Origin of the sequence: Micromonospora sp. NPDC023814, from assembly GCF_040639595.1 — a bacterium.
In the GTDB taxonomy this organism is placed as follows: Bacteria; Actinomycetota; Actinomycetes; order Mycobacteriales; family Micromonosporaceae; genus Micromonospora.
Window position 1 is genome coordinate 23895 of the sequence record NZ_JBFAAF010000038.1, and the last position, 23264, is coordinate 47158.

The window sequence follows — 23264 nt, forward strand, 5'->3', positions numbered from 1 at the left end:
GGCCCTCGGCGTGACGCCGCCGCCGCGCCGGGCGGGGACGCGAGGGCCGCGTCGGATCGGCGTCCCGTCGCCCCGGGCGGTGAGCTCGACCAGGGTGGCGAGGATGTAGAGCCGCCCCGGGCGACGCCGGGGATGGTCCGGCGGATCGCAGACCCGCCGGACCATCGACAGGTGTCAGGCCGCGGTGAGCGCGCGGTGCAGGCGCCGGGCCTCGGTGACCAGGCGGGACGAGGCGCCCTGGCCGGCGACCTCGCCCAGGCCGGGCACCTCGATCCGGACACCGGTCGCGGTGGCCGTCTCCGTCGCCAGGGTCAGCAGGTCGGGCAGGCCGCGCGGCGGCCTGGGCGCGGCGAGTACCGCCGGCAACGCGGCGGCGACCAGCCGCCACACGGTCAGCGGCGCCCCGGCCAGGGCGGCGTCCCGCAGCGGCTCCACCACCCGGGTCAGCTTCACCAACTGCCGGGCGACCAGCCGGCCGAGCTGCTCACCCGCCCCGCCGGCGTCGAACTGCCCCGCCCCGGCGAGCCCGAGCAGGGCGTCCAGGGCGGCGACCCGGTCCGCGCCGTGCCGGGCCCCGAGACCGTAGGCCAGGGCGAGATCGAGGGCCACCCCGCCGGTGCCGCTGCTCTCGGCGAGTAGCGGCAGCACCACGGCGCCGTCGCGCTGATCCATGTCCGCCGCGCCGGCCACCAACGGGAGGGTGTACGCGGCGACCACCCCCCGGTGCCCCGGCAGGATCGACGGCCACATTTTCACCCAGCCGGAGTACTCGACCCCGATCGGCGCCGGGTCGGCGGTCAGCAGGCCGTACCGGTCGTCGTACCCGTCGGGCGGGCGCAGCTCGACCAGGATCCGCTCCGGCGCCAGCTGGTCGAACTCCCAGTCGTAGCCGGCCTTGCGGGGTCGGCGGGTGACGGTGGTGGCCCGCATGACCGGCTGCGGCAGTCCGCCGCCGCGCAGCCAGGCGGCGAGCCGCTCCCCGGCCGGCGTGCCCAGCGCCGCCGCCTTGTTCGCCACCGCGTCGTCGGCGCCGGCGGGCAGGCGCAGCAGGGCCTGGGTCAGGTCCCAGTACCAGGGCGTCCGGTCGCCCCACGCCGCGAGCCGCTCCACCAGCGCCAGCGGGTCGAGCAGGCCGTTGGCGGAGGTGGGGGCGGCCAGCAGACCGGGCTGTCCCGGCTCGTCGACGTGCGCGCCGATCTCGGCGAGCCGGGCCCGCAGCAGCCGGTGGGGCGGGGGCACCCGGGGATCGGTGGTGGCCAGCTCCGGCGCCGACGGCGTCCGGTCGGTCCGGCGTACGGCGGCCAGCAGCGCCGCCCACCGGCTGCGGCGCCGGGGCTGCTGCTCGGTGGAGCCGGCGGTGTGGAGCAGGTCGACCAGCACCTCGCAGAGGCAGAGCGGGTCGTAGCGGTGCTCGTTGCCCCACGACCAGTGGCGGCGGTCGACGACGGGGGCGAGGGCGGCGTGCACCCGTGGACCCTCGGTCGTGGTGAGCCGGACCAGCCCGTCGAGGATCCGGTCCAGCGGTGCGCCGTGCGACGGCGTGCCGAGCAGGGCGGCGACCTCCTCGGCCAGTTCGTCCACGTCGGTGATCGGGTCGGGTGCCGGCGCGGGCGGCGCGGGCGGGGGAAGATCGTCCCCGCGCGGCCGGGTGACCGCCGGGCCGGTCCCGACCGTCGCCGGGTCGTGACCGTGCCGGGCGGCCAGCGTGCTCGCCCGGTCGCGCAGCTCGACGGCGGGATGCCCGAGCGCCACCCCGATCACCTCGGCGATCTCCACCGCCCGGCTCCGGTGTTGGCGGGCCAACCGGTCCAGCCAGGCCAGTTGCGCCCGTACGAGCGTCTTGTCCGGCCGCAGCAGCACCTCACGCGAGGCGTCGAGCACCGCCTCGACCTCCAGGTCGGGCAGATCCCGCAACGCCTTCTGCGCCATCGTGGCGACCGGAGCCGGCGCGTCGGTGAGCAGGCGGAGGTAGTCGGTGGCCCGGGCGGCGACCTCGGCGGTGGTCGGGGTCAGCTCGTGGAGCAGGGTGGTGAAGGCGCGCAGCGCCGCCGCCCGGTCGCCGCGCAGCAGCCGGCCGAGTGAGCCGTCGATGAGCATCGTCCGGTCGACGACCCCCTCGGCGGCGAGCCGCGCCAGCGCGGTCGGCAGGACGTGCCGCTCCCGCTCCTCCCAGGTCGTGGCGACCTCGTCGAACATCATCCGCGAGCCGAGGCCGTCCACCTCGAACAGGCGGGGCAGCATGGCGGCCAGGAACGGGTCGCCGCGCAACCGGTCCACCAGGGGGGCCGGCGGCCCGGAGCGGCGCCGGTCCGGCAGCTCCACCGCGCCCAGCCACAGCTCCACGAACCGGTCGTCGGTCGGCGGGGTGACCCCCTCCGCACGCAGGAGCGCGGCGACGAACCGCCACCGCTCGACCCACGTCTGCTGGTTGACCTTCACGGCCAGCCGGTGCGCCAGGTCGCCCAGCCAGGTGATGCCGCGCTCCTCGGCGACGCCGGACAGCAGGGCGGCGGCCCGCTCGCCGTCCGGGTTGACCGAGTTGCGGGCGAGGATCGCCGCCGCCTGTGCCGCGCTGGGCAGGCAGCCCACCACGGCGACCGCCAGGGCGGTGCCCGACCCGACCGGCCACCAGGTCGACCGGTTCCGCTCCTTGAACCAGGCGGTCAGCTCGACGCCGATCTCCCTGCGGCGCTGCTCGGGCAAGCCGGCCAGGGCGTCCGCGACCAGCGTGGCGGAGCCGTTCTGGACCAGGTCGAACAAATCGCTGGTCCCGCCGGCGGCCAGCTCCCGACGCCGCCGTACGGTGCTCTTCATCAGCAGCGTCTGCTGGGCCCGGCTCACACCCGCTCCTCGACCTGGTCGGTGGTCAGCATCCGGGTGGCCAGCGCGTGCCGGCACGGTCCCCGCTGCCCCCGGTGCTTCGCCCACCAGGGGCAGGTGCAGGTGAACCCGCCGTCCGGCAGCCGGCGGACCCGGTACACCTGGTCGCCGCTGCGGATCGTGGCGGACGTCCCGTCCCACTCGACCGCCCCGGCGTCGAGCAGTGCCCGGGCGCCGACCAGACGCGGATTGTCCCGCTCCGCGCGGCCCGCGTCGTACGGCATCACCCGGTGGAAGTACGCGGCCTCGGAGACGTCGTATCCGACCCGCCCGGCGGTGCCGAGCTGCGCCAGCGCGCCCCGGACCCGTGCCGCGTCGATCCCGGCCTCCGCCGCCAGCCGATCCACGTCGATGGCCGGGTCCCAGGAGAGCAGGGCGGCGACCAGGTCGGCGTCGTCGACGACCTCGTCCCCGGCCAGCGCGGTGAGCGCCGCGCCTTCGCCGGAGAATCCGCGGTACGGCTCGGGGGAGAGGGTCAGGGAGAGGCGCAGCGCGCCCGTGTCCAGCTCCCAGGTGCTCGGCACGGGTGCCGACCCGGCCGCGACGGTCGGCCCGTACACCCGCAGGGTCCGGGCGAACCGCAGCATCGGGCGCAGGGCGGCCAGCCGGCTCGCCCCGGCCAGGCAGACCGCGCCGGGCACGGGCCGGGAGGTCAGCCGCAGCGACCGCCCGGCCGGCACCACCCAGAGCACCGACCGGTCGGCGGTCGTGGGCAGCCGGCGCAGGAACGCCGCCGCCTCGGCCGCCGGAACCTCCGCCCGGGGCTCGAACCTCGCGGCCAGCACCTGCACCTCGGCGAAGCCGCGCAGCCAACGCACCGGCAGCGGAACCTTCTTCTCCACCACCGCGCCGTCCATGGTGGAGACGGTCAGGTCCTCCGGGCCGACCGACAGGTGCAGCGGGTCGAGGCCGCCGACCCGGGCCAGGGCCTCCCGCAGCGGGTTGTTGACGTCGACGTTGGTGGTGCCGTGCTCCACCACGTCGCCGTCCAGGCCGTCGGGCAGGGCGTCGAGGCGGGCGTAGACCCCGCAGCAGCCGGAGAAGGACTCGAACCGGAGCCGGTCCCGACTGCCGGTGACCACGGGGTCGAGGCTCGCCGGGCTGACCGGCCGGTGGTACCGGGTCCGGGCCACCTCCGCGACCGCCAGCAGGCCGACGGCCGCCGCGTGCGGGGTGGTGAGGAAGCCGGTGAAGAACCGCGGGTTCGGCGCGGGCCCCCCACTCGTCTGCAGGGCGAGTCCATCCTGTCCCAACGCGGAGGACCCCAGATACCGGTACGTCTGCACTGCGTTCACGTCCGCGGACGGTAGAGGACCCCACCGACAGGAACCAGGCTCGTTTCCCGTCGGCTGCGATCCGGACCCGTGCGGCCTCCGCGCGGTGGCACCGGTCCGGGTCGTGGCCTCCGGACCAAGGAGGCGGGCCAGGGACCGCTGGACGTGCGACGCCCGACCCGAGTCAGGACGCCGGGGTCAGCTCGATGAGGAACTCCTGGTGGGCCCCGCCGGTGCACGGCCCCTGCATCGCCTCCGCGCCGATGGGCGTGCGGGCGTCGTGCCGGATGCCGATGCACAGCCCGCTGGCCGCCGGCCGCAGCCGGTAGCCGCCCGGGACCGGCGCGTCGACCCTCTCGGCGGCGAACAGTTGTTCCTTCCTGCTGGCGCTGCAGTCCGTCCAGGGTTCGAGCATGTCCTGGGCCGGTGGTGACTTCAGGACGGTGAGGCAGCCGATGCCGAACTGAGGATGATCCCACTGGATGTGGACGAGGTTGTCGCGGACGGGTTCGAGACGGGTGCGGGGCAGGCCGGGCTTGTCGCAACGTTGCAGGGTCGCGACCTGGCTCTGGTACCGGCCGGTGTGCTCACGCCCCTCGGAGAGGCACAAGGTGGGCGAGCCGACCGGATGGATCTGCGCCCACGCCCCGCCTTCGGGCAGGTCCAGGCTGCCGGAGACGACGGGCCGCTCCGGCTGACGGTCGGGCTGGTCACGCTGGTCCGTCGCCCACACCGCAAGCGGGATCGCCAGGCCGGCGGCAGCCAGCAGGGCGAAGGCAGGGCGCAGCCTTGGCCACCTGCGTCGGACCGGTGGGGCGTCACCCGGATCGGGTGCGTCCGGGACGTCGCCCGGGTCGGGTGCGTCCGGGGGCGGTGCCGCGGGCTCGGTCGCGGTGCCCAGTCGATCCCGTGCCCGTAGCCAGACGTCCACCTCCTCCTGGTCGCCTCCGCAGGCGCGGACGAACGCGGCGAGGACCTCGGCGCGCGGTAGCGCCGGCCGGCGCAGGACGTCGGCGATGGTGCTGCGCGGCAGCGCTTCGCCGCCCGCGACGGCCCGTTGTTCTAGCTGCCGGTACGTGCACCCGGACCGCTGCTTGAGCCGTGCCATGAGCGCGACGAGCTCAGCGACGGTGGCAGCCTCATCCGGTCGTTCGTCCCCCGAAACTCCGACCGACATGGCCCACAGGCTATCGCCACAACTCGATCGGCGGGGGCCGGGTTCGGGCGGTGAGCTGTCCGGACAGGTCCGAGGTACCGCGCTGACCAGGCCGGACATGTCGGCCGTGACCGGGACAGGCGACTGTCCTTGCCGGACACACCGGTCCCCCCGAGGCTGAGGGGACCTCGCCGCCGCGGCAGGAGCGCACGGCGGCGGAGGACCCGGCAGACCGCTCCCGGTCCGGCCGGTCCGGGCACCGCTCGTGCGCCCGTCGCCGCTCAGGCACGGCGGAGAGCGGTGACCCGGTGAACGAGACGGATGTCGCACTGATGTGGGAGGCGGAAGCGTGGCCCTGCCCGAATCGATCCGATACCGGATACTCGGTCCCGTACAGACGAGGTCGGCCGACGGCACCTGGCAGGACTTTCGACAGGACAAGTGGCGCACGCTGCTCGCGGTCCTGCTGGTCCGGTCGAACCACGTCGTGCCCTGCGACGAGTTGGTGCGGCAGCTGTGGCCGGAGGAGGCGCCGGGCAGCCAACGCAAGCTGGTGCAACAGTACGTCCACCGACTCCGCCGGAGCCTGGACGACCCCGCCGGCGAAGTCCTGCGGACGCGACCCGCCGGGTACGAGTTGCGGGTGTCCCCGGGCGAGCTGGACGTGGACCGGTTCGACGCGCTCTGCGCGGACGGCCGACGGGCGCTCGCGACGGCGGCGTACGAGGAGGCGATGGCGCACTTCGGCCAGGCGATGGCGCTGTGGCGCGGAACGGCCATGGCGGACGTCGGGAACGCCCCCGCGGTCGCGGCCGAGCGGATCCGGATGACCGAGCGCCGGCTCGCCGCGACCGAGCTGTGGTTGCGCGCGGGTCTGGCCTGCGGCCGGCACGACGTCCTGATACCGGAGCTGGAATGCCTGGTCGTCGCGTACCCGCTGCGGGAACGCTTCCGGGAGCTGCTGATGACCGCGCTCTACGAGACCGGCCGGCGGGCGGACGCCCTCAGCGTCGCCCGGCACCTGCGCTGCCTGCTCAGGGAGGAGCTGGGCATCGACCCCGGGGCCGAGATCCAGCGGCTGGAACGGACGATCCTGCTCGGGGAGGACGTGGACCTGTCGCTGCTGCGCCCGCTCGCCGTGCCCACCGATTCCTGACCGGCAGGTGAACGACGGGGCGATCCGGGTGCCGCCTCCCGACACCCCGGATCGCCCCGTCCCGACGGGGGCGCGACGCTCAGGCGGCCACCACCACGTGGTGCCCTCGCCCGGCCGGCCGGCCCGGATCACCGCCGTGCCCCGGGGCGTCCAGCAGCAGGACGTTCGCCACCCGGTGCGGCATCGCCACCCGGAGCAGGCCGTAGCCGATGCCGGCGAGCCCCATCAGCAACCCGGGCGTGCTGACCTGCTCCGGGACCCCGGCCCGGGGCGCACCGGCGAGGACCTGCTCGGCGATCGCCCGCGCGCACCGCAGACCCAGCGCCGCACCGTCCGGCTCGTCGAGTGCCGAACTGGCCGCCAGCAGGGTCTCGACCAACCCGAGGTCCCCGTGGCAGATGGAGTCGTTGCCGATGCCCGTGTACCGCCCGTCGACGACCAGGTCGTCGCGGACCTTGCCGGTCGCGATGTGCAGGTCCTCGCGGATCAGGTCGTGCCAGGGAGCCAGCACGGGCAGTCGCAGCATCGCTGCGCGTGCCAGTCCGATCCCGGCGGCGCCGTGGCACCAGGCGTTCATGAAGGCGCCCGGACCACTGATCACCCGCAGGTCGGGCCAGTTCCGGTGTTCCGGCGACAGGTGGTGCCGCTCGAAGCGCAACGCCCGCCCGCACACCTCGGCGAGCTGGTCGTCGCCGGTGAGCTGGGCGATCCGGGCCAGTGCGTACCCGATGCCGCTGGCGCCGTGGGAGAACCCGAGCAGCGCCGGCGCGTTCTCGTACTCGACCTGCCATCCCGTCCCGCCGGGCACGTCGATCGCCCGGTCGGCGATCGTCCTACCGGCCGCCTTGAGGGCGTCGAGGGTCTGCTCGTCGGGATGGGCGTCGTGCAGGGCGAGGATCGCCAGCGCCGCCCCGGCGGTGCCGCTGATCACGTCGAGCACCTTGTCCTCGGCGAACCGCTCCTGGCACAGCGCCGCGGCCTGCCGGGCGGCGTCGACGAGCGTGGGCGCCCGCAACACCTCGGCGAGCTGGCCCAGTACGTAGACGAGGCCGCCCAGCTCGCTGAAGCCGCCGATCGGCAGCCCGGCCCCCCGGTCCGGGCTGGCGGCGAGTTGGCGGGTCACCTCGGCGAGCTGGGCGGCGAGCTGTTCGGCGGGCCGGCGGAACCGGGCGTCGCCGGTGACCGCGCCGAGCTGGCCGAGGAACAGGGCGACTCCGGCGACCCCGCTGTACAGGTCGATGCCGGCGTGGCCGACCTTCCAGTACCGGTCGCCGATGAAGTTCACCGACAGCCACGACGGCGCCTCGTTGTCGGCGGCCAGGGCGGCGTCGAGCAGCAGGTCCGCGATCGACCGGGCGGCTCGCACGGCGAGATCGGCGTCGATCGGTTCCTCCGGCAGCGGCCTGGAGTCGACCCGCTCGGCGTGGGGCGTACCCACCGTGAGCCCGGACATGGAGGCGCGGATGCACCAGAGCTGTCGCCGCAGGTCCTCCTCGGACATCGCGCCGATCCGCGCCCGCACGGCCGCCAATCCGCTGGTTTCCAGGAAGTCGTGGGCCACCACCCCCTGCGCGTCGTAGAGGTCCGTCGAGCCGGGGGTGGTGTGGAACGCCGGGATGTCCTGGTCGGCGAGCTGTCGATGTTCGCTGCCGAACAGCACGTCGCGGTCCGGCAGGTCGACGAACGCGGAGGAGAGCACCTCGTGGAAGATCTCCCGGTCGAGCGAGTCGCGCAGCAGGTCCGGGTGCCAGGATTCCGACTGGACCCGGCCGTACGTCATCGTGGGGCGGGGGATGAACCGGACCTCGTCGTCGCGGAACCGGGCGATCGGTCCGCCGGCGGCGAGCAGGTCGTCGCGGTGGGCGGCGATGATGCGGTAGCAGTCGGTGAAGCCGGCGGCGAGGGCGTCGGTGTGGGCCAGCGCGTTGACGGGCCGGCCGTCCAGCCGTACGCGGTTCTGCGTCTCCGGCATCTCCCGGCGGTCCCGCACGACCCGCACCTCGTCGGTGCCGCCGGCGACGAAGGTGGGCAGGCGGGCGGGTGAGAGTTGGCCGCCGGAGCCGGCCAGGCCGCTCACCTCCGCGTCGTAGATGCCCTCGTCGTCGGCGGTGATGATGCGCTCGGGCAGGAGGCCGACCCGGAGCACCGAGTCCCGCACCACGCGGGGCGCCTCGCCGAAGGTGAGCGGCGCCAGCTGCGCCCCGGTGACCCGGGGCAGCACCTGGAAGATCGCCTCCAGGTCCACGGGGACGGGGTGCTCCCCGGCTGCGATGACGTTCTCCAGGTGCAGGTCCGAGCCGCAGAGGGCGTGGAACAGCGCCAGGAACGCGCCCTGCCGCCAGAAGAAGCGGTCCACCTGCTCCTCGTTCTCGCACGACGCGACGTCGACGTGCTCCACCCAGCCGTACTCGCCCCGGTCGAGGACGAGCAGCGGCCGCAGCGGGTGGCGGAGCCCGTGGGTGTTGAGCCAGTCGAGGACCTGGTTGAAGTGGACCTCCACGCTGAGGCTGCGCGGCTTGTACACCAGCCTGCGGCCGTCGGTGAAGGTGAGGATCGCGACGGTCTGGCCGCCGCGGTGGGTGTCCCCGGCGCCGAAGCTCACCCGGGCCAGGTCGGCCAGTCCGTGCCAGGCCCCTCCGAAGGTCTGCCGCAGCTCGGGCAGGTCGGCGAGGAGCCGTTCGGCGAACCGGGCCCGGACGTCGACGGTGGTGCGCAGGCAGGTGACCAGTTCCCGGGCGAGCACCGGGTACTCGGCCAGGATGCCGAGCGCCGTCTCGGGCGTACGGATCTGCGCGATGAACGACGACATCCGCTCGGCCGGTGTCGCCCCGGCCAGCCGGCCCTCCACCCGGGCCACGTTCACCTCGAGGATCATGACGGAGATGATCATTTGCAGGAGTCGGTCGAGCGGCGGTTGCAGCAGCGAGTGGTCCGCCGGCAGGGTGTCGTCGTGGCCGTGCCGGGTCGCCAGCCGGGCCACCCGGCTGCCCAACTCCTCCTGGCTCCACGCCAGCAACGGCGCGATCAGGTTCAGGAACACCACGTTCCCGGCCTGGTCGGGCCCGTGGTCGTGGTCGTCGTGATCGCATTCGGTCGCCGGGCCGCCACCGGCGAGGTCGTCGAGGCGCGTCGACCCGAACCGCCGCCACGCCTCGGCGATCACGCCCAGCCAGGCCGGCCGGTCGGGGATCCTGGCGGCGAGCGACTCGGCCGGTTCGGCCAGCAGTTCGACGATCCCGTCCTCGGCCAGCCCGAGTCGTTCCCACCGGTCGAGCGAGATGTCGGTGCCGCGCAGGATGTGGCCGCCACGCCAGGCGTCCCGCCGGCGGCGACCGTAGTCGTGTTGCTCCTCCGTGATTGACGGCGTGCCTCCGGCCCGTTCGGACCGGGTCAGGCCACGCCACCAGTTCGGCGTCTGAAGAATCTCGTCGAACATGTCTCCGCCCTCATGTATGCGCGTCCGGGGCGGCCGCGGCTGTCGTGGCCCGGCCCTCCGGCCCGGGGTGGACATCGTCACCACGATGCCCACCCCGGCCTGCGTGGAAATCGGTCAGTCGTCGGTACCGGAATGCGGCTTGTCGCCCGCTGTCAGCAGCTTCCCGACGTGCATCCGGCCGTCATGATCCAGCAGGTGTTGGTGCAGCCGAGGCTGCCCCACTGGCAGGTGAAGCAGGTGTAGAAGGTGAATGCCCGGTCACCGCCGAAGATGTCCGCCAGATCCGCGTCCAGGCCACCGACGGCGCCCACCGGGCTCTCCGGCAGGAGGGCGATGTCGGCGTCGTCGAGCGTGGTGCGGAAGGCGGGGTCCTTCCATGCGCGCACAACCGTGTTGCTCATCAGCATCCCCAGCAGGTGCGGCAGGTCCACAGCGGGTAGCAGGTGAGGCAGGTGCGGAAGGTGTAGGGCTCCCCGTTGCAGCAGCCCATCGTCGCGGTGGACTCGGTGCCGGCGCCCCGGGTCCCGTCCGTGACCATCTCACCCAACTCGACCCGGCCGACCGGGTGGGCCGGCAGCATGGCGAGTTCGCTGTCGTCGAGAGTGGCCCGGAAAACCGGGTCCTTCCACGCCCTCGCGGCAGTTTCCATGATTTCTCCGATCGATAGAAGAAGTGTCGCCACGCCTGCCGATCCACCCCTGATGACGGGTGCGGCAACTGCGGCGGGCGGCGCTGAGCCCGCGGTCAGAACAGGCGACGGAATCGGAAACTCGGCTCGGCCAGGAACCGGTGCCGCCCGATGGCGGCAGAAACCACACTGGACGCCGCCGGCTCACCGGTCAAGGGCGGCGGCGACCGGTTCTACCGCGACTGAATCGGCAGCGAACCGAGCGTCGACCGGAAAACAACCGGCGTCTGAAACGCTCATTCCGCTCGGCCAGAACAGCGACGGTTCGCGATCTGACGAGGGGAGGTGACAGAAATGACGGAACGACCGGAACTCGTCGAGGACCCGATCGGTCAGCTGGACCTGACCGACCTCGACCAGGAGATCAACGGTGGTAGCAGCGCGGTGTGCTTCACCATCACGGTCACGATCTCCACCTTCAAGCACAGCATCTGTGGCACCTGCGGCATCTTCAGCGTCGGCTGCTGCTGATCCCGCGACGGCGATCGGCACTCCGATCGCGTCACCGGGTGGGCGGAGACGCCCGCCGTCTCCGCCCACCCGGAACCGTTCCATCGTGACGAGCCGCAACGGAGAGACGTGATGGCCCCACGCAACACCGCAACGAGCGATCGCGCCGACCTCGGCAGCGACGTGTTCGACCGACCAGCCTGGTGGGCTGCCCTGTCCCTGGAGGAACGGCGGCGTGTGCCGGTGCCCGACACCGAGGCCGCCCGCAGCCGGGGCGCGCGCCGGCTCGACGCCTGGCGGACCGTCCGGGCCGCCACGGGCGGACTGGAGCCGAACCTCGCCCGGTGGCACGAGGCGGGCCTCGGCGAGGAGGAGTTGGGGCTGCTCCTCGGCGAGTCCTCCGACAGCCTGCGCGACCGGGTGCCGCAGCCACCGTCGTGGCTGACGAGCGTGGCCCAGGCGTGGTCCACCGATCCCGCCGATCTGCCCGCGTTCGACGCCGGCCCGACGGCCGACCTGGGACCGACCGCCGACCTGCTCGCGCTGGTGCACCCGTTGTCGCACCGGTATCAGCAGCGGTTGCACGAGGAGGTGCGCCGGCTCGCCCGCGACCTCGGTCACCGGGGTGAGGTTCCGCCGCACCATCCGTTGCTGCGGCCGAACCACGAGGTCCACCTGGCGATGATCAGTCCGGTGCTCGCGGTCCACCTGCAGCGCGCACGCAGCGCGGGGACACTCTCCGGTGACACGCCGGCCGCACGGTTCGGCGACTTCGGCCGGCAGCTTCGCCAGCCCGCGTACGCCCTGCGGATCCTCGCCGAGTATCCGACGCTCACCCGGGAGCTCGTCGACGAGATGGAGACGTGGCTGACGGTACGGAGCGAGCTGGCCCGGCGCGTGCTGGCCGATCTGCCGGCGCTGCGCGCGGAGTTCGGCCTGACCGCCACCTCGCTCGACGATCTGATGGAGGTGCAGACCGGTGCCGGCGACACGCACCGCGGCGGGCGGAGCGTCGCGATCCTCACCTTCGCCGGCGGCGGCAAGGTGGTCTACAAGCCGCGCCCGCTCGCCGTCGAGTCGCACTTCTACGCCCTGGTCGACTGGCTCAACGCCAAGGGGATGGCCCGCCCACTGCGTCGGCTGACCATCGTGGAGCGGGCGGGGTACGGCTGGGTCGAGTTCGTCTACCCCGAGAGCTGCGCCGACGAGGAGGGGCTGCGCCGCTTCTACTGGCGCCAGGGCGCCTACCTGAGCCTGCTGTACCTGCTGCGCGCCTCGGACATCCACCTGGAGAACGTCATCGCCGCCGGCGAGCACCCGGTGATCGTCGACCTGGAAGCGATCTTCCAGCAGGCTCGGCCGACCACCGACACCCGGCCGCTGGTGCTGCCCGCCGAGGCGATGCACCGCATCGAGGCGTCCGTGCTGTCGATCGGCCTGCTGCCGCAGCGACTGATCCAGCAGGACGGCGACGCGGTGGTGACCACCGAGCTGTCCGGGATGGCCGGCGGACGAGGAGAACTGAGCCCGATGAAGGTGCCGCGGTGGCAGGACACCGGCACCGACCAGATGCGGCGGACCCGGGCCCGCATGGAGATGCCCGGCGGGCACAACCTGCCCACGGTCGCCGGCACCGCGGCGGACCCCGCCCGGTACAAGGCCGACCTGGTCGCCGGTTTCGAAGCCTGCTACCGGCTGCTGCTCGCGCACCGTGACGAACTGGCCGCACCCGACGGGCCGGTTGCCGCGTTCGCCGCGGACGAGATCCGGTTCATCGTGCTGCCCACCATGGTGTACGGCCGCATCCTCGGCGAGTCCTGGCACCCGGTGGTGCTGGGCGACGCCCTGGACCGGGAGTGCCTGTTCGAGGTCCTCGCCACCCGCCACCCCGAGCTGGTCGCTGACCGGGCCGTCGCCGCCAGTGAGATCCGGCAGCTCGCCCGGCGCGACATCCCGTTCTTCCGGACCCGGCCCGACTCCCGGGACCTGTACGACGACCGGGGCCTCGTCGTACGCGACTTCTTCCCGCACCGCGGACTGGACCTCGTCCGGGACCGGATCGCCGGGCTGTCCGCCGCCGACCTGCGCCAACAGAGCTGGGCCGTGTCGGCGTCGCTGGCCGCGCTGCAACTCGGCGACGGCCAGGAGACCGTCGCACCCCGGACGCGTGTGGCGCCGGCCGAGGAGATCGACCAGGCGCTCGCCGAACGCGCCGCCGTCCGCCTGGGCGACCGACTCCTCGAGACCGCGCTCGGCGACCCGGCGCGGCCGGTGTGGCTGACCCTCGCGCTCGTCACCGACCGGCACTGGAGCGTCGTACCCACGGCGTTCGAGAGCTACAGCGGGCTGTCCGGGATCGCGGTGTTCCTCGGCCAACTCGGCGAGCAGACCGGCCTGGCGCGGTTCCGGTCCGCGGCCGAGGCGATCGCCGCGATGCTCAGCGGACACGTCGACGCCCTGCTCGACTGGCCGGAGACCGACCGTGACCTGCTCGGCATCGGGGGCTTCAGCGAACTGGGCGGCTACGTCCACGCGCTGACCCAGCTCGGCACGCTGTGGCGAGCGCGACCGCTGCTGGACCAAGCACGTCGGCTCGTCCCGGAACTGCTCCGGCGGTTCGACGGCGACCGCCACCTCGACGTGGTCGCGGGCACCGCCGGGGCGGCGCTCGCGCTGCGCGCCCTGCACTCGGTCGATCCGGACGAGCGGACGTCGGTGGCGCTACGGGCGGCGGGCGACCACCTGCTCGCCACCGCCTCGGCCCACGACCCCGGGTTGGCGTGGCCGTCCGCGATCCCCGCGCGATCGCCGCTGCTCGGCTTCTCGCACGGGGTGTCCGGCATCGCCTACGCACTCGCCGAGATCGCCCGGGTGACGGGCGAGCAGCGCTACCTCGACGCGGCCGAGCGTGCCGTGCGGTACGAGCACCTCCAGTACGACGCCGCCGCGGGCAACTGGCCCGATCACCGCGACGTCACCCCGCCGGGCACGTTCATGAACGCGTGGTGCCATGGTGCGGCCGGCGTCGCGCTGGCCCGCGCGGCCATGCTCGGCACCGTGCCCATCCCCGAGGTGCGCGCCGACCTCGACGCGGCGGTCACCTCGGTGCGGCGCAGCCTCACCTCGGACGAGCTGCTCACCGGCACGGGCAACGACTGCCTGTGCCACGGCGACCTCGGCCTGGCGGAAGCCCTGCTCACCGCCGGCCTGGCCACCGGCGACGGAACTCTCGTCGCGACGGCGCGCAGGGCGACGCGCGCGGTCGCCGAGACGGTGCTCGCCGGCGAGGAGCTCTGCGGCGTACCGCAGGGGATGCACGTGCCGGGACTGCTGATGGGCACCGCCGGCATCGGCTACGGGCTGCTGCGGGCCGCTCGGCCCGACCGCACGCCGAACGTCCTGCTGCTGGCCCCGCCGGTCGGCGCGGCGCCCCGCGACCGCCAACCACCTGGCCCGGCCACTGCCGCCGCCCGTGCCGTCGCGGAGGAGGAAGCGTGACCCGCGTACCGGTGATCGTGCAGATGAGCAGCACCGAGTGCGGGCCGAGCTGCCTGGCCATGGTGCTCGGCGGGCTGGGACGCGCCACCGAGGTCCGGGAGCTGCGCGCCCACTTCGGGGTGGGACGCGACGGCACCAGCGCCCGCCGCATCCTCGAGGTGGCCCGCGAGTACGGGCTGGCCGCACGGGGACTGCGGGTGAACCAGGCCGGGCTGGCCAGCGTCCGCCTGCCCGCCATCGCACACTGGGGCGAGGACCACTTCACGGTGCTGGAGAAGGTCGGGCCGCGCCGGATCCGGATGGTGGATCCCGGACACGGCCGGCGGCGGCTGACGCACGAGGAGTTCTTCGCGGAGTTCTCCGGCACCGTGCTGGAGTTCACGCCGGAAGAGTCGATGCGGCGTCGGCGCCGCCCGATCCGCGACCACCTCGCCCTGCGGTTCCTCCGCGACCTGGTCCGGCTGGCGCCGCTGCTCATGGTGTTGGCCGTGGCGCTCTCGGCCGTGGTGCAGGTGCTCGGGCTCGCCTCCGCCTGGGCGACGAAATACGGCGTGGACGTCCTCATCGGGCAGCGGGCGGACACCCTGTCCCTCTTCGCCCTCGGCGTGGGCGCGTACATCACGACGCACACCCTCGCCACCCTCTCCCGGGGGCTGGCGCTGCTGGTGCTCCAACGTCGGCTCGACGGCACACTGGGTGAGCGTTTCATGAGCCACCTGATGCGGCTGCCGTACGCGTACTTCCAGACCCGCGGCGCGGGCGACCTGATGGGCCGGCTGAGCAGCAACATGGCGGTGCGGGACATGTTGACCTCGCAACTGGCCACGCTCCTGCTCGACACCGTCTTCGTCTTCGTCTACACCGCCCTGCTGGTGGCGCTGAGCCCGGCGTACGCCGCGGTGGTCGCGGTCCTGGCGGTCGCCCAGTTCGGCATCGTGCTGAGCACCATCCGGCTGGTCCACGAGCGTGCCCAGCGCGAGTTGGCCGCCGACGCGAAGGCACAGAGCAGCGCGATCGACGCGCTGGCCGGGGCGGAGTTCCTGAAGAGTTCCGGGCTGTCCAACTGGGCGTTGCGCCGGTGGGCCGACCGGTTCACCGTGTCGGTGCGGGCCGGGTTCGAGCGTCGGCGGCTGGACCTCGTCAACGAGTCGGCGATGGGGATGTTCCAGGTCGCCGCGCCGCTGGTGCTCCTCCTGTTCGGCATCGTCCAGGTGGTCGCCGGCCGAATGTCGCTCGGCACGATGCTCGGCCTGAACGTCGTCGCCGGTCTGCTGCTGGCTCCCGTCGGGCAGGTGATGGGTGCGTTGCGTTACCTCCAGACGATCGGGTCCCACCTGGAGCGCATCTACGACGTGCTGAACGAGGAACCGGAACCGGCGCGCCCGCAGGCCCACCAGCCGGTCGAGCTGCGCGGCGAGATCGAGCTGCGCGGGGTCGACTTCCGGTACGACCTCGGCACACCGCTGGTGCTCAAGAACATCGACCTGCGGGTCGCGGCCGGGTCGAAGGTGGCGGTCGTCGGGTCCACCGGCTCCGGCAAGACCACCCTGGTGCGGCTGCTCACCGGGCTGCTGCGGGCGAGCGCCGGAGGCGTCCTGGTGGACGGGCGGCCCCTCGACGACTACGACCTGGAGCCGCTACGCCAGCGCTTCGGCGTGGTCACCCAGTTCCCGTACATCTTCGGCGGTTCCATCCGCGACAACCTGACGCTCGGCCGGCTCGACGTCTGCGACGACGAGCTACGCGAGGCGTTGCGCAAGGTGCAGTTCCTGCCGGACCTGGAGCGCATGCCGATGGGCCTGAGCACCGGCGTCGGTGAGGGCGGCGGCGCGCTCTCCGGCGGCCAGCGGCAGCGGCTGGCGATCGCCCGGGCGTTGCTGGCCAGGACGAACGTGCTCCTGCTCGACGAGGCGACCAGCCACCTGGACACCCTGACCGAGGCGGCGATCGCGGCCGAACTGTCGGCGCTCGGCTGCACCCGGATCGTGATCGCACACCGGATCAGCACGGTCAGCGACGCCGACCAGATCGTCGTGCTGCATCAGGGCGAGATCGTCGAGCGCGGCACCCACGAGGAGCTGATGACATTGGACGGCCGGTACGCCGAGCTGGCGCGGCGGCAGACGGGTCGGTCGACGGAGCGTGCGACAGCCGGGGGCTAGTCGAAGGTCCCCTGCTCGACGGCGGGCGGTCCGCCACCGCCGCGGAGCGCTGTGGGACGCCACGGGTACGAGATGGTCGTGAACGACCTGGGGCGGTGCTCGACCCGGCCGGCCGGCCGGGAGTCACCGGCCGGCTGGCGGCAGGTCGCCGCACCGCGGCAGACCGCGGCGGCGTCGGCCTCCCGGTGGGAGGCCGACGCCGTGGCGCGAATCAGAAGGGCCACTGCTCGCGGGATCCCGCCTCGATGAGCGGGATCATCGCGAACGCCGCGTCGGACAGGCCGCCGAACGCGTGCCGGTTCCCGGCCGTCGGGGCGTGCCCGACCCGGTATCCGGCCAGGTTCCAGGTGTACACCGGCACCTGCCCGGGCACCGCGGCCGTCACGTCCACCGAACGGTGCCAGTGCGCCTGCTCGTCGGTGAGGATGACCACCCGGTCGTGCCCGGCGTAGTGCCGACGCACCGCCTTCTCGGTCTCGGTCCCGCCGCCGTAGAAGTAGCCGCCGTCCTTGAACCGGCGCACCGCCGCCAGCACCGACTCGCCCGCGACGGCCGGGAACACCCGGGTGTCGTGGGAGAAGGACACGACCGTCGCGTCCTGCGCGCGGGCGGCCAGCGCCAGGCCGAACACGGTGGCCGCGTCCCAGCAGCGCAGCGTGCCGTCCTTGCTGAAGGCGCTGTTCATCGAGCCCGACGTGTCGATCAGGACCAGCGTCCGCCCGTCCAGGGCGGGCACGTTCGCCAGCGCGTGCTGCAACGCCTTCTCCAGCGGGTACCCCCACCGCAGGCTCGGTGCCGCGTTGTAGGCCGACAGGAAACGCATCGGCAGCACCCGCGACCTGGCGACCTCGCCCGGGTCGGACAGCTTGGCCGCCACCGTCTCGGCGACGGCGTCGCTGACGCCGGCCTGGTCGAAGTTGCGCAGGTTGCGCAGCAGCGCCAGGTAACCCATCGTCGGGATGATCGCCTCCCAGGCCGGGGCGTCCATCGCCGTCTGCCGCCAGCCGGCGAGGGCCTCCCACGTCATGCCGGCCGCGCCCAGCACCGCCGGGTCGGTGATCTCCTGACGCCGCTCGACCGGCAACGCCATGAGCTCGGCCCGCGCCGCCAGTACGGTCAGCGACGCCGGCAGCGGGTTGTCCCGCTGGTGCCGCCGGTCCAGCGCGTGCCGGAACAGGTCACCCTGCCGCTCGTCCCGCGCGGTCGGGTGGGTCAGGTCGACGACGTCACCGAACCGGACCGCGTTGCGGTCGGAGTCGTACTTGAGCAGACTCCGCTCGTGGTACAGCCGCACCGCCGCGTCCGCGATGCCCCGCTTGACCGGCTTCGGCAGCGCCCGGCCGTGGCGACCCAGCCAGTAGGCGAGGGCCTCGCCCGGCTCGTCCGCGCGCTGCAACGCCGAGTCCACGATGGACCGCGATCCGGGAATGCCGGCCGCCACCTGCGCGCGGGCGCCTTCGAGGGCGGCCACGACAGCCGCCGAACGCAGCATCGCGCCGGTGCGCAGCCACGGCACGAAGCGGGCGAACCAGTCGGGGTCGGCGACGGCGACGGCGGCGACCAGCTCACGGAACCGGGCATCCCGGTCGGCGGCGCCCTCGTAGAAGGTGTCCTCGCCGACCATGTTCGACACGCCGAGCAGGAACAGTTCCGTGCGCGGCTCGCGGGCGAAACCCGGGGCGCCCTCGGCCGTGACGAGTTCGTCGTCTTCGTGCCGGTTCTTGCGCAGCTTGAGGTTGAACTTGGCCATCACGTCCCCCATGTTTCGTACGGGAGGACGCGGCCACACGCACACCCGAGACCAGAATCGGCGACGGACTTGTCCGCCGCTCTGTCCGATTGAGCTACCCGCCCGAAGGCGTGGGGGGACTCGAACCCCCAACCTGCGGATCCGTGAAGTAACCGTCGCCTGCGCACCGGGTGTGGTGTGGTCGCGCCTCCCGAGATCGGAGCCGGCGACGGATGCGCCCTTCGCCGGGGCGTTAGCCCCTCCAGATGTAACCGTCACCTTCGCACCGGGAAGTGCGGACCCGACCGTAGCGGCGGCATCGGTGGCCGGGCAACGGAGTTTGCCGTTCCGCGATGGTGTGGCAGGAACGGTCGCGCCGCGTACCCGAGACCAGAAGGTCGACGACGGAGTGCCCTATTGCTCTGCCAACTGAGCTACCAGCACAACGGCTGGAGGGGACTCGAACCCCCGACCCATAGATTAGAAGTATCCGTCGTCTGCGCACCGGGTACGCGGCGTGAGCACCTCCCGAGACCGACAACGGCGACGGGCTCGTTCGGGAAAGGAAGTATCCGTCACCTTCGCACCGGGACGTGCGGCAACAACGTACAAGCGGAAGCTCCGGAGCGGCAAGGGGTTTCGCGTCCGTCAGGGGTTCACGCCGCTCACCCGAGATCGAGGCCGGACACGGCGTGTGCGGGATCGAACCGCAGGGCCTTGCGGGCCCTCTGCCAGAAGTAGCCGTATCCATCGCACCGGGGTGAGCGGCGTGAACGCGCCTCCCGAGGTCGAAGCGGCAACGGAGACCGGCCCTCGCGGGCCAAGGTGACCTGGGCCGCTGGTCGACACCGCGTATCGGCGGCGGCGGGATTCGAACCCGCGTTTCCCCGTGGGAAGCGGAAGTAGCCGTTGCCTGCGCACCGGGAGGTGCCCGCCCACGGTAGCGACGCCGTACCCGAGATCCAACCGCATTTGTCGGGGCCCGCCCGAGCGAAGCGCCGGCGGACGGTCAGCGCCGGCCGCCGCGCTTGTGCGGAGGTGGCCTGTCGGAGCTCTCGTGTGCTGTCGGTTCCGCGGCCCTCAGTTCCGCTTCAACTCACCGGCCTCGGGGCTGTCGTCGGGCCCGCAGAGGCCCCTTCCTGGCGTCAGCCGTCCCGGTCGAGCCCATCCAACAGGGCGGCGGCCTGCGTGAGCTGGCCTTGGTGGAAGACGGGGATCCCGGCGCGGACCAGCAGTTCGGCGGCCAGACCGCGCCCGGGGATCGTACGACCCGTGAAGGACCCGTCGTGCACCTGGCTGGTGCCGCACGTCGGACTGCGGTCCACCAGGACGGCGAGGACCACCCCGGCCGCCCGGGCCCGGTCCACGGCCCGTCGCGCCGCCGCCCGGAACAGGTCTGTGACGTCCCGCCCGGTCACCTCCCGCACCCTGCCGTCACCGTCGAGCACCTCCGCCGCGACGCCGCCGACGATTTCGGCCGGTGGCCGGGGCACCGGCAACCCCACCGACAGTTCGGGACAGAACGACACCAGGCGACCCTCGGCGGCCCAGCGGTCCCAGATCGGCGAGCAGACATCCACCCCGGTCGCGTTGAACCGGACCGGGCTGCCCCCCAGACAGCCGCTCACCAGCACCCTGCGCACCAGGGCACCGTAACCGCCGCCGGGTGGGCCGTCGGGGTCGGGGGTGGGCCTGTCGGGCAGCGCCTGAGGGTTATCGCGACAGCCGCTCGACCACCTCGGCGGTGGTGACCACCTCGCCGAGCTGGCCCCACGTCTCCAGGCTCGCCCGGTGGGCCTCGTCGGTCGCGGCCGTGCAGGCGTCGGAGACGATCACGGGCCGGTACCCGTGGTTGACCGCCTCGAAGGCCGTTCCCGCCACGGACAGGTTGGTGGCGACGCCGGTGAACAGGATTGTCTCGACCTGCCTGCGCCGCAGCACCAAGTCGAGTTCGGTGCCGAAGAAGCCGGTGAGCCGCACGTGGGTGATGACGACGTCGTCCGCCTCCGGCGCGACCTCGTCGATGATGCGGGACTTCGGCGCGCCCTCCAGGAATGCCTGCCGCTCGGGGATCATGGCGAAGCTGGGCGTGTTGGGGATGAGGTCGGGGTAGCCGGGCCGGTGGGCGACCCGCGTGTAGACGACCAGCCCGCCGCTGGCGCGTACCGCCCCGGCGACCTGGGCGGCGTACGAGGCGACGCGGTGTCGGGCGACCTGCTCGGCGAAGAAGGGACCGAACAGCCCGTCGGGGCTGACGACCTCGTGCTGCCAGTGGACGCCGACCACCGCGGTGCGCGCCGGGTCGATTTCTCGCATTGTTCCTCCCGTCACGGGGCGGAGAGTTGTTGCGGTGCCGGCTGGTAGCGCTGCCTGCCCGCGGCGGCCGGGCCCCTGCCGTAGGCGTCGAACCGCCCCCACCGGCCGGGGATGCCGTGCAACGCCACGAAGTCGAGGTTAGCGGGAAGGGCGGGCCTGACGACGAGGTCTTCGCCCACCGGGTGGAGCCCGAGCATCGTCCTCAGCAGGAGCAGGGTCGCTCCGGCGGACCACGCCTGGGGGCTGCAGGCGGTGGGATAGTTGACCGGGTACCGGGTGTCGGTGCGAAAGGATCCGGAAAAGGCTTCGGGCAGCCGGCCGTCGTAGTAGACGGCGGCGTCCAGGATGCCGGCGGCGATCCGCGCCGCCTCGTCGGCGTACCCGTAACGCCGCAGGCCCCAGGCGATGAAGGAGTTGTCGAACGGCCAGATGGTGCCCACGTGGTAGCCGATGGGGTTGTAGCGGCCCTGGCCCTCGGCCAGCGTGCGGACACCCCAGCCGCTGAACAGGGCGGGCGACATCAGGTGCCGGACCAGGGCTTCCGCCTTCGGCTTCTCGACGATGCCGCTCCACAGCAGGTGCCCGATGTTGGAGGACAGGGCGTCCACCTGGCGGCCGTCGCCGTCGAGGGCGAGCGCCATGTATTCGCCGTCCGCCACCCAGAAGTCGCGGTTGAAACGCTCCTTGAGGTCGGCGGCTTCCCGCTCCAGCCGGTCCGCGTAGTGCGGGTCGTTCCAGAAGGTGCGGGCGAGCCGCGCGGTGCGCATCTTCGCGTCGTACGCGTACCCCTGCAGCTCGCAGGTCGCGCGGGGGAAGCCCGGCAGCCGACCGTCGCGGTAACAGATGCTGTCCCAGGAGTCCTTCCAGCACTGGTTCTCCAGACCGTTCCTGGTGTTCCGCCGCTCGTAGGAGATGTAGCCCGTGCCGGTCAGGTCGGCGTAGTTGTTGATCCAGTCGATCGCCGCGCGCGCCTCGTGCTCGACCGAGCGCACGAGGTCGACGTCGCCGGTCCACCGCTCGTACTCGTCGAGCAGAACGAGGAACAGGGGAGTGGAGTCGGCGCTGCCGAAGTAGGGCGTGTGCGGGGTCTCCTCGAAGATGCTCATCTCGCCGTACCGCATCTCGTGCAGGATCCGGCCGGGCTCCTCCTCCCGGAAGTCGTCGACGCGGCTGCCCTGCCGGAGCGCGAGCACCCGGAGGGTGGTGGCGGCGAGTTCGGGTGTGAACGGCAACGCCTGGAGACTGGTGAAGATGCTGTCCCGCCCGAACATGGCCATGAACCAGGGCAGGCCGGCGGCGGGGACCCTCTTGTCCTCGGCGAGGAAGGGACTGAAACGCAGCGCGGCCAGGTCGATCAGGCTCTGCCGGTACGTGCCGCTCAGTGGCTCCCAGCCGGATTCCAGGCGCGGCGCGTGGTCCAACCACTCCAGGAGATCCTGTTCCTTGTCCCTGCCCTTACCTGCTGCCCGCCCTGGGATCACGAGGCGCTCCAGCCCTCTGGGCATCGGAAGGTCCGGCAGGGCGCTGAGTCTGACGGTCCATCGGCTGCGAGGTTCGAGGTGGACCTCGAACGTCAGGCCGTTGTCGTCCCATGCGGCCGGCGCCGACGCGGAGATGATCGTCTCCCGTCGGAACCGCTCCCGTTCGTAGCCGAGGACGAGGCGCCCGTCGTCGACCCGCCGGTAGTGTCGGCCCTTCTTCCGCACCGCCGCGTCCTTGACCTCGAAGAGGTCCGCGAAGTCGGCGTCCGCCTCGATTCTGAGGGTCACGTCGACCGGTTCGTTGGCATAGTTGATGACGGTCAGGTCCTCATGGAGACCGCTGTCCAGGCTGTGCAGCCGACGCACCCCCACAGTGCTGTTGACGTAGACGTCCTGACGCCCCGGAACCTGGAAGAACCGGTTCTCGAAGTAGTGGATGTCGTCGATGGAAAGGGTGGTCAGTCGTTCTCCGTTCACCGTCAGCACCCACTTCGACAGCAGCCGGGTGTCGTGGGCGAACAGGCCCATGGGAGCGTCGGGTGACGGGATGATGTCGCCCGAGCGGTTACACACCATGAAGGTGGTGCCGTCCAGGATGCCCACCTGGTTCTCACTCATGGTCACCTCCTCGGTGCTCCGTCCCCGCCGACCTGGGTGGCGGCGGGAACAACCTACGGAGGCTCGCGAAGAGCCGGGGGCTGCCCGCCACGGTCGCCTCGCCGCGCAGGACGGTGGTCAGGAAGTAGGCCTCGCCGCTGGCGATCCGGTCGAACACCGCCCCGTCCGCCTGGACGACCGCGTCCCCGCCGGTCGCCTGCTCCGAGACCGTGATGTCGCCCTTGTCGATGGAGACGAGCCAGCGGTCGATCCGCCCGTCCCGGCTGATCTCGAAGCGGACACTGCCCTCGTCGATCGCCGTCAGACGGCGGTCGTGTCCACGCTGCGCCAGGCTGCGGAAGAAATCCTGGGTGGCATTCCCCATCGCGCCACCTCCTCAGGGCCACCATTCCCGCGAATCGCGGCTTCCGCCTCACCCGA

15 protein-coding genes are annotated in these 23264 nt (G+C 72.8%); 4 read left to right on the plus strand and 11 right to left on the minus strand.

Annotated elements, in window-relative coordinates:
- Positions 1-174: 174 nt before the first annotated feature.
- From AB0G14_RS20655 to AB0G14_RS20665, 3 genes are all read right to left on the minus strand, one after another.
- Positions 175-2841 (minus strand): DUF6493 family protein, encoded by a 2667-nt coding sequence (locus tag AB0G14_RS20655; RefSeq protein WP_357699663.1) that lies wholly within the window; start codon positions 2839-2841, stop codon positions 175-177.
- Positions 2838-4175, minus strand: a complete 1338-nt coding sequence (locus AB0G14_RS20660; RefSeq protein WP_357699665.1) for an SWIM zinc finger family protein — start codon at positions 4173-4175, stop codon at positions 2838-2840. The genes AB0G14_RS20655 and AB0G14_RS20660 overlap by 4 nt, the downstream gene beginning before the upstream one ends.
- Positions 4176-4338: 163 nt before the next feature.
- Positions 4339-5331, minus strand: a complete 993-nt coding sequence (locus AB0G14_RS20665; protein WP_357699667.1) for a hypothetical protein — start codon at positions 5329-5331, stop codon at positions 4339-4341.
- Positions 5332-5659: 328 nt separating this feature from the next.
- Between AB0G14_RS20665 and AB0G14_RS20670 the strand changes: the two genes are divergently transcribed.
- Positions 5660-6466 (plus strand): AfsR/SARP family transcriptional regulator, encoded by an 807-nt coding sequence (locus AB0G14_RS20670; protein WP_357699669.1) that lies wholly within the window; start codon positions 5660-5662, stop codon positions 6464-6466.
- Between the two features lie 79 nt (positions 6467-6545).
- Here AB0G14_RS20670 and AB0G14_RS20675 read toward each other — a convergent pair whose 3' ends face one another.
- The 3 genes from AB0G14_RS20675 to AB0G14_RS20685 all read right to left on the minus strand — a co-directional run bounded on the left by AB0G14_RS20675 (position 6546) and on the right by AB0G14_RS20685 (position 10551).
- Complete coding sequence (locus tag AB0G14_RS20675; RefSeq protein WP_357699671.1) at positions 6546-9902, minus strand: type 2 lanthipeptide synthetase LanM family protein; 3357 nt, start codon at positions 9900-9902, stop codon at positions 6546-6548.
- A gap of 152 nt (positions 9903-10054) precedes the next feature.
- Positions 10055-10303, minus strand: coding sequence for a mersacidin/lichenicidin family type 2 lantibiotic (locus AB0G14_RS20680; RefSeq protein ID WP_357699673.1), 249 nt, complete (start codon positions 10301-10303; stop codon positions 10055-10057).
- Entirely contained in the window at positions 10303-10551 is a 249-nt protein-coding gene (locus tag AB0G14_RS20685) for a mersacidin/lichenicidin family type 2 lantibiotic (protein WP_350706123.1), read from the minus strand. The genes AB0G14_RS20680 and AB0G14_RS20685 overlap by 1 nt, the downstream gene beginning before the upstream one ends.
- A gap of 333 nt (positions 10552-10884) precedes the next feature.
- Between AB0G14_RS20685 and AB0G14_RS20690 the strand changes: the two genes are divergently transcribed.
- The 3 genes from AB0G14_RS20690 to AB0G14_RS20700 all read left to right on the plus strand — a co-directional run bounded on the left by AB0G14_RS20690 (position 10885) and on the right by AB0G14_RS20700 (position 16700).
- Complete coding sequence (locus AB0G14_RS20690; RefSeq protein WP_176737180.1) at positions 10885-11061, plus strand: hypothetical protein; 177 nt, start codon at positions 10885-10887, stop codon at positions 11059-11061.
- A gap of 111 nt (positions 11062-11172) precedes the next feature.
- Positions 11173-14538 carry a type 2 lanthipeptide synthetase LanM family protein gene (locus tag AB0G14_RS20695; protein ID WP_357699676.1) on the plus strand — a complete coding sequence of 1122 codons (3366 nt, stop codon included), beginning with the start codon at positions 11173-11175 and terminating at the stop codon, positions 14536-14538.
- Positions 14535-16700 carry a peptidase domain-containing ABC transporter gene (locus AB0G14_RS20700; protein WP_357699678.1) on the plus strand — a complete coding sequence of 722 codons (2166 nt, stop codon included), beginning with the start codon at positions 14535-14537 and terminating at the stop codon, positions 16698-16700. Before AB0G14_RS20695 ends, AB0G14_RS20700 begins: the two co-directional genes overlap by 4 nt.
- 211 nt (positions 16701-16911) lie before the next feature.
- Here the strand turns inward: AB0G14_RS20700 and AB0G14_RS20705 are convergent, their stop codons facing one another.
- The 5 genes from AB0G14_RS20705 to AB0G14_RS20725 form a co-directional block, all read right to left on the minus strand.
- Complete coding sequence (locus AB0G14_RS20705; RefSeq protein ID WP_357699680.1) at positions 16912-18462, minus strand: TROVE domain-containing protein; 1551 nt, start codon at positions 18460-18462, stop codon at positions 16912-16914.
- Positions 18463-19574: 1112 nt separating this feature from the next.
- Positions 19575-20072 carry a DUF523 domain-containing protein gene (locus AB0G14_RS20710; RefSeq protein ID WP_357461817.1) on the minus strand — a complete coding sequence of 166 codons (498 nt, stop codon included), beginning with the start codon at positions 20070-20072 and terminating at the stop codon, positions 19575-19577.
- A 70-nt stretch (positions 20073-20142) separates the two neighbouring features.
- Positions 20143-20745 (minus strand): cysteine hydrolase, encoded by a 603-nt coding sequence (locus tag AB0G14_RS20715; protein WP_357699682.1) that lies wholly within the window; start codon positions 20743-20745, stop codon positions 20143-20145.
- Positions 20746-20756: 11 nt separating this feature from the next.
- Entirely contained in the window at positions 20757-22844 is a 2088-nt protein-coding gene (locus AB0G14_RS20720) for a glycogen debranching N-terminal domain-containing protein (protein ID WP_357699684.1), read from the minus strand.
- Positions 22837-23208: an SCP2 sterol-binding domain-containing protein gene (locus tag AB0G14_RS20725; protein ID WP_357699686.1), complete on the minus strand. Its 372-nt coding sequence runs from the start codon at positions 23206-23208 to the stop codon at positions 22837-22839. Before AB0G14_RS20725 ends, AB0G14_RS20720 begins: the two co-directional genes overlap by 8 nt.
- Between the last annotated feature and the right edge of the window lie 56 nt (positions 23209-23264).